Source organism: Streptomyces sp. NRRL WC-3549 (assembly GCF_000721935.1).
Lineage (GTDB): Bacteria > Actinomycetota > Actinomycetes > Streptomycetales > Streptomycetaceae > Streptomyces.
Genome location: NZ_KL585432.1, coordinates 36975 through 44046 on the forward strand (window position 1 = coordinate 36975; position 7072 = coordinate 44046).

The 7072-nt window shown below is 73.4% G+C and carries 7 protein-coding genes; 3 read left to right on the forward strand and 4 right to left on the reverse strand.

The window, feature by feature from the left end:
• From IH13_RS0130840 to IH13_RS0130850, 3 genes are all read left to right on the forward strand, one after another.
• Window positions 1–207, forward strand: a 207-nt coding sequence (locus IH13_RS0130840; RefSeq protein WP_031089453.1) for a hypothetical protein, incomplete at its 5' end; no start/stop codon positions are given.
• Between the two features lie 235 nt (window positions 208–442).
• Complete coding sequence (locus tag IH13_RS0130845) at window positions 443–796, forward strand: hypothetical protein (protein ID WP_324605206.1); 354 nt, start codon at window positions 443–445, stop codon at window positions 794–796.
• A gap of 77 nt (window positions 797–873) precedes the next feature.
• A complete protein-coding gene (locus tag IH13_RS0130850; protein ID WP_031089457.1) occupies window positions 874–2352 on the forward strand; it encodes a S28 family serine protease in 1479 nt (492 codons plus the stop codon).
• 124 nt (window positions 2353–2476) lie between these two features.
• On the opposite strand, the gene IH13_RS0130855 is transcribed toward IH13_RS0130850, so the two are convergent.
• From IH13_RS0130855 to IH13_RS0130870, 4 genes are all read right to left on the reverse strand, one after another.
• On the reverse strand, window positions 2477–4303 hold the full coding sequence (locus tag IH13_RS0130855; RefSeq protein WP_031089459.1) for a glycoside hydrolase family 3 protein: 1827 nt from the start codon (window positions 4301–4303) through the stop codon (window positions 2477–2479).
• A 313-nt stretch (window positions 4304–4616) separates the two neighbouring features.
• The gene (locus tag IH13_RS0130860; protein ID WP_031089461.1) at window positions 4617–5405 is read right to left on the reverse strand and encodes a sugar phosphate isomerase/epimerase family protein; all 789 of its coding nucleotides are present in this window, start codon (window positions 5403–5405) and stop codon (window positions 4617–4619) included.
• A gap of 78 nt (window positions 5406–5483) precedes the next feature.
• Window positions 5484–6077, reverse strand: a complete 594-nt coding sequence (locus tag IH13_RS0130865) for a GAF domain-containing protein (protein ID WP_031089464.1) — start codon at window positions 6075–6077, stop codon at window positions 5484–5486.
• On the reverse strand, window positions 6061–6942 hold the full coding sequence (locus IH13_RS0130870; protein ID WP_031089466.1) for a S8 family peptidase: 882 nt from the start codon (window positions 6940–6942) through the stop codon (window positions 6061–6063). The genes IH13_RS0130865 and IH13_RS0130870 overlap by 17 nt, the downstream gene beginning before the upstream one ends.
• Between the last annotated feature and the right edge of the window lie 130 nt (window positions 6943–7072).

Genomic DNA, 7072 nt, shown 5'->3' on the forward strand with positions numbered 1-7072 from the left:
CGCCGCACCACCCTCGTGGTCGCCCACCGGCTGACCACGGCGGCCCGCGCCGACCGGGTCGTGGTGATGGACGGGGGCCGGGTCGCCGAGGACGGTACGCACGAGGAACTGCTCGCCCTGGGCGGCCGCTACACCCGGCTGTGGCGCACCTTCATAGGGGAGGACCTCGGGGAGGACCTGGGGGAGGGAGCGCCGGTCAACGTCTGACACCGGGACGGCGGGCCGGCCCACCGCCCGCCGCCGTCCGGAACCTTTCGCCCCGCGCGAGGCGTCGTACCGGGATACGCACACATGTCGGACGGGCCGTCAGGTGTGCGACGACAGGGGCGGGGTGGACGAGTTGGGCAGGGCCGCGCGACCGCTGAGGGCATCCGTACGGCCACCAGGGCGGGCGCAGGGGCGGACGAGGCGCACCGGCAGACGTCTCACGGCGTTCCTGCTCGTGCTGCCGCTGCTCGCCGCGGCCGGACTCGTGCTCGGCACCGCTCGGGAGGGGACCGCGCGGGCCGCCGCGTCCTGTCCCGGACGGCTGGTCAAGACGGTGACGTTCGCCACCGGTTCGCTGCGCGTCTACAAGACCAAGGCCTACGCCTGTGCCGTCACCGTCGCGGAGAACCCCGGCGCGCGTCAGGAGTCGAAGGTGTCCCTGCAACCGCGCGGCGGCCGTGCGGTCGTCGACCAGGGGGAGTTCGCCACGCCGGCCGGACCGGTCCGGGTCCACGCCCTGAACCGGTGCGTCAGGGTGTCCGGATCCGTCGGCGGCGGGACGGGCTCCACCGGGTGGATCCAGTGCTGACACGCCATGGGGTCTGGCGTGAAAGGTGTCACCCCCACTAAGTTCACGGCGTCTGTCGTGAATCAAGGGGAGGGTGCATGCGCAAGATGCTCAGAGGGGTTCTCTCGCTCGCGGTGCTCATCGGCACGGTGAGTGCGACGGGAGCCTCGGCCGGTGCGGCCACCGCCGCGGAACCGGCCGCGACGCTCAGCGGCTCGACCAGCGGCAGCGAGAGCGCCAAGGACATCAGGGACCGCATCCTGGCCGTCCCGGGCATGAGCCTGATCGAGGAGAAGCCGTACCCCGGCTACCGCTACTTCGTCCTCGAGTACACCCAGCCGATCGATCACAAGAAGCCCTCCAAGGGGACGTTCCAGCAGCGGATCACCCTGCTGCACAAGGACACCAGCCGTCCCACGGTCTTCTACACCAGCGGCTACAACGTCTCGACCACACCGAGCCGCAGCGAGCCGACCCAGATCGTCGACGGCAACCAGGTCTCCCTGGAGTACCGTTTCTTCACCCCGTCCCGCCCGCAGCCCGCCGACTGGTCGAAGCTCGACATCTGGCAGGCCGCCAGTGACCAGCACCGCGTCTACACGGCGCTGAAGAAGATCTACTCCAAGAACTGGCTGGCCACCGGCGGCTCCAAGGGCGGCATGACCGCCACCTACTTCGAGCGCTTCTACCCGAAGGACATGGACGGCGTCGTCGCCTACGTCGCGCCCAACGACGTGGTGAACGCCGAGGACTCGGCGTACGACCGGTTCTTCGCGAAGGTCGGCACCAAGGAGTGCCGCGACCGGCTGAACGGCGTGCAGCGCGAGGCGCTGGTCCGCCGGGAACCGCTGGAGAGGAAGATGGCGGCCTACGCCGCCGGCAACGGCCTCACCTTCACCACCGTCGGCACCCTCGACAAGGCGTACGAGGCCGTCGTCATGGACTACGTCTGGGCGTTCTGGCAGTACAGCCTGCTCGCCGACTGCGACGCGATCCCGGCCGACGCGCGCACGGCCACCGACCAGCAGATCTGGGACTCGATCGACCGGATCTCCGGCTTCTCCGCCTACTCCGACCAGGGCCTGGAGCAGTACACGCCGTACTACTACCAGGCGGGCACCCAGCTCGGCTCGCCGGACATCAAGCAGCCCTGGCTCGGCAACCTGAGCCGCTACGGCTACCAGCCGCCGCGCCCCTTCGTGCCGCGCTCCATCCCGATGAAGTTCCAGCCGTCGGTGATGCGCGACGTGGACAAGTGGGTGAAGAACAACGCCCGGCAGATGATGTACGTCTACGGCCAGAACGACCCGTGGGGCGCCGAACCCTTCCACCTCGGCCGGGGCGCCCGGGACAGCTACGTCTACACCGTGCCCGGCGGCAACCACGGCTCCAAGGTCGCCGGCCTCGTCGCCGACGAGAAGGCGAAGGCCACCGCGGCGATCCTGCGCTGGGCGGGCGTCGCCCCGGCCGGCGTCCAGGCGGACCCGGCCCAGGCGAAGCCGCTGGCGAAGTTCGACGCGCGTCTGGACAAGCGGGACGCGGAGATCGAGCGGAACCGGGGCAACCTGCGCCCGTGAGGGCGGCGCGCACCGGGTGACGGCCTCTCACCGCACCCGGTGCGCGCACCTCACCGGCCTGTCCTCGCCCAGCGTCGGACGTTCGGCTCGGCGTTGCCCCGACGCGGCCGCCGGGGCGGGCCCGTCAGTACGACAGGCCGTGGCCGACGGGGTACAGCGTCTGCGCGGGGGCGTCCGCGCGCTGGACCGGGACCGGCAGCCGGCCCCGCGGCCGGGCCCGGCCCGCGATGACCCGGACGGCGGCCCGCAGTTCGACGTCGGTCCAGGAGTAGGCGGCCAGGCTCGCCGCGTACCCCGTTCCCGCCAGGTGGGCGATGTCGTACGGGTTGCGGATCGCCAGGGTGACCACCGGGACGCCCGTCGCCGCGAGCGCGCCGACCAGGGCGCGCTGGGAGCTCGTCGCGGTGACGTTGTACGTCGCCACCACCACGGCGTCCCTGCCCGCCGCGGCGGCCACCGCCTGGTCGATCGTCGCCTGGGAGGGGGCCGTACCGGTGGGCAGGGCGCTCGCCGTGAACCCCAGCTCGCGGAAGGCCTCGGTGAGCGTGGTGGTGGGCGGGCCCGTCGTGCCGGACGGGGAGGCGGGATCGGCACCGACCACCAGCACGTTCCGGTGCGTACGGCGGGACAGCGGCAGCAGCCGGCCGGGGTGGTCCAGCAGGGTCGTCGTGCGCTCGGCGACGCGGTCGGCGGTGGCCAGGTGCTCCTTGGTGCCGACGGTGCGGTCCACGCCCCGTCGGGTGACGTACGGGTCGCGGAAGAGGCCGAGCTTCGTCTTCAGCCGGAGGATCCGCAGGATCGATTCCTCGATGCGGGCCACGGTGATCTCGCCGCTCTTCACGGCCTTCAGGACGGCGTTCCAGGCGACGGAGAGGTCCGGCGGGTTCAGCAGCTGGTCCACACCGGCCTGGAGGGCGAGCACGGGGACGCGCTCGTCGCCGTACTTGGTGCGGACGCCCTCCATGCCGAGGGAGTCGGTGACGACGACCCCGTCGTATCCCAGCTCCTCGCGGAGGATGCCGGTGAGGATGGGCCTGGACAGGGTGGCGGGGTCCTCCGAGGGGTCCAGCGCCGGTACCACGATGTGCGCGGTCATGATCGAGTCGATGCCCGCGGCGACGGCCGCCCGGAACGGCGGGGCGTCCAGCTCCGCCCACTGCTCACGGGTGTGGAGGATGGCGGGCAGGCCCGTGTGGCTGTCGGTGCTGGTGTCGCCGTGACCGGGGAAGTGCTTGGCCGTGGAGGCGACCCCGGCGCCCTGGTAGCCCTTCACCTGCGCGGCGACCAGGCCCGCGACGGACTGCGGGTCCGAGCCGAAGGAGCGTACGCCGATGACCGGGTTGGCCGGGTTGACGTTGACGTCCGCGTCGGGGGCGTAGTTCTGGTTGATCCCCAGGGCGGCCAGTTCGGCACCGGCGATCCGGGCCGCCTCCCGGGTGTCGGAGCGCGAGCCGCCCGCGCCGAGGGCCATGGCGCCCGGCAGCAGTGTGGCGGGTTCACCGACCCGGCAGACGATGCCGTGCTCCTGGTCCGTGGAGACGAGCAGGGGGACCGGGGTGGGCTGGGCGAGCCCGGCGCGCTGGATGCCGTTGGAGAGGTCGGCGATCTGGTGCGGGTCGCGGGTGTTGTGCGCCCAGGTGAAGTAGATGATCCCGCCGACGTGGTAGCGGGAGATCAGCTCGGCGGCGGACCGCACCCCGATCTCGTCGAGGTTGGCGTCGATGTCCGCCTGGTCGGGTGCGGTGGCGGAGTGCCCGTACACCCGCATCACGAAGAGCTGGCCGACCTTCTCCTCCAGGCTCATCCGGGCGATGAGCCGCTTGAGGCGGTTGTCCGAGGAGGCGCCGGACGCCTGGGCGGCGCCGGGCACGGCGACGACGCCGGTCGCCGCGGCGGCCGCGGTGGCCGCGGTGGCGGTGAGGAGGGTGCGTCTGGAGGTGCGGTGGTGCACGTGAGCCCCTTCCGGTGCTGAAAGAAACTTCCAAGTAGGTACGGATATAGGGAAAGTAACTACCAGTCAAGGGGCCCTCCCGGGAACGGCCGGGACACGCGGGGGCGACGGGGGACATGCCCGGACATGGCCCCCCGGGGCGGGCCGCCGGGCGGTGTCGGCGCCCCGGGCTCAGGACGGCCCCGCCGCGGCCCCCCGCTCCCGCGCCGCCGCCACCGTGCACGCGGGCCGCCGGGTGCGCACAGCCGCCGTACCGCAGGGCCGTCCCGGCCGGGCCCGCGCCCCGCCGCCGCGCCCGGGGACGCGGGGCGGGCTACTGCTTCGGCGCGCCCAGCCGCAGCAGGTGCTCCCGGCCGGCGGCCAGCAGACCCGGCAGCTCGGCCGCCTCCGGGTACCAGCGCTTCTCGTACTCCCAGCAGACCCACGTGCCGGGGTCCAGCAGGTCCAGACAGGTCCCCAGCGGCAGCACCCCCGCCCCCAGGGGGAGCGGGGTGGTGTCCTCGGCCGAGGCGATGTCCTTGACCTGGACGTAGCCCAGGTGCGGGGCGAGTACCGCGTGGCTGGCCGGGGTCTCCTCGCCGGCCAGCCAGGTGTGCATCACGTCCCAGATCGCACCGACCGACCCGTGCCCCACCGTCCCCACCACCCGGGCCACGTCGGCCCCGGCGCGGTGCGAGTCGTGCGTCTCCAGCAGGACCCGTACGCCCCGGTCGGCGGCGTGCGGGGCGACCGAGCCGAGCCGCCGCGCCGCGATCGCGTCCGCCTCGTCCGGGGCGAGGCCCCCGCCGCCCGGGAACACCCGGACGTACGGCGCGCCCAGGTCGTGGGCCAGGTCCACCAGCCCGGCGAGCTCGGCCAGCACCGGCTCGTCGTCGCCCTCGGCGGCGACCCGGGCGTATCCGGCGACGGTCAGGATCTCCACCCCGCCCTGCTTGAACTCCTCGGCCACCGAGCCCCGTTCGAGCGGGGTGAGGCCCGGGTGGACCGGCTCCTCGGGATGGGCGCGCAGCTCCACCCCCTGGTAGCCGCTCCCGGCGGCGAGCCGTACCACCTCGGTCACGGACATCCCCGGCACTCCGAGGGTCGAGAAAGCGAGCTTCACGGTGAGTCCTTCCGTCCTGCGCGGGGCCGGTGTGCGCGGGACGTCACTCCCGCGCGGCCCAGCGTACGTACCGTCTCCTCAGCCCGTGCCCCGCAGCAGCCGTTCCAGGCTGCCGAGCAACTGCAACGCGTCCTCCCGCCGGGCACCGTCCAGGGCGCGGCCGGTGCCCGGCGCGCCGGGCGGGGCCGGGGCGGCCACCCGCAGCGCGGCGGCGGCCTGCCGGGCGAACATCGCCAGCAGGTCAAGCTCCCGGACGCCCGAACGCGCCTGGGGCGACGGGTCGAGCACCTCCAGTACCCCCAGGACCCGGGAGTCGCTGATCAGCGGGGCCGCCATCAGCGCGTCCGGCACGTACGCCGTGGACTCGGCCAGCGAGCGGTCGAAGGACGAGTCGCTGCTCAGGTCGTCCACCACCATCGGCTCTCCGGAGACCGCCACCCAGCCCGCGATCCCCCGCCCCGCCGGGAAACGACGCCCCACCAGGAACTCCTCGCCCTCGCCGGAGACCGCCTGGAAGACCAGTTCGTCCGCCTCCTCGTCGAGCAGGAAGACGGAACTGGCCGCGGCTCCGAAGATCGCGCGGGCCACGTCGACGACGGACTGGAGCAGTTCCCGGCGGGCGGCGTCACCCGGGGCGGGGAAGGGGAGCGTGAGGTCAGTTCTCGGAGTCACAGGTATCTCCTGCCGCTGTGGAAGGACGCGGGCCGGTGTGCACGTTGGCCGCGGACAGATAGAGGGCGTTCTTGAGCTGGAAGGCCGTCATGCTGGGGTGCGCGGAGAGGACGCGCGCGCAGAGCCCCGCGACGTAGGGCGTGGCGAAGCTGTTGCCGGTCGTCCGGATCGTCCGGCCGCCCAGCCAGGGCACCGTCACGTTCTGTCCCGGCCCGAAGAACTCCACCGGGGGCTCCGGGTTGTACAGGTGGAGTTCGGGGTCGTCCTCCTGGTGGCTGCCGACGGAGATCACCGAGGCGAACCTCCAGGGGAAGCTCTCCACCGGGGTGTTGTGCGCGGAGGCGACGATCACCGTACGGGCGAAGTAGGCGCGGTCGGCCAGGTGGTGCAGCTCCGGGGCGAACCGGGTGCGGGTGGTCGACAGGCTCAGGTTCACCACGTCGAAGCCCTGGTCCACCGCCCAGCGCAGCCCGGCCATCAGGACGTCGCCCGTGCCGGAGAACCGCTCGCCGAGCACCCGGACGCTGTGGAGCTCGCAGTCGGGGGCGGTACGGCGGATGATGCCCGCGCACGCCGTGCCGTGCCCGCAGGTGTCACCGGTCGTCGTCGGCTCGACCGAGATCCCACCGCCCTCCGTGTCCTTGACGACCACCCAGGAGCCGTCCACCGGGCCGACCAGCGGGTGGTCCCGCTCCACGCCCGAGTCCACCACGCACACCCGCACCCCGCGCCCGGTCGCCCGCGGCGCCGGCCGGCCGCCCGGCGGCCCCGGGTCGGCGGGCACCGGCACGTCCTCGGGGCCGCGCCCGCGCAGGCTCCAGGTCAGCCCCTGCCCCGGCGCCGTGCCTGTTCCGGTGGCTCCCATCGGTCAGCTCCTCTCCCTCGTGGTGAGCGCGGTCCCCTCCGGCACCGGCCCTTCCGGTACGCAGCCGGCGGCCCGGCGGACCCCCGGAAGGTGCCCCTTGCTCGCGAAGTGCTCCCGCGCGGTGCGCGCG

Excerpts from the sequence above, each read along its gene's own strand:
- IH13_RS0130870 (WP_031089466.1), bottom strand. The coding sequence starts at position 6,942 with ATGGGAGCCACCGGAACAGGCACGGCGCCGGGGCAGGGGCTGACCTGG.
- IH13_RS0130850 (WP_031089457.1), top strand. The coding sequence starts at position 874 with ATGCGCAAGATGCTCAGAGGGGTTCTCTCGCTCGCGGTGCTCATCGGC.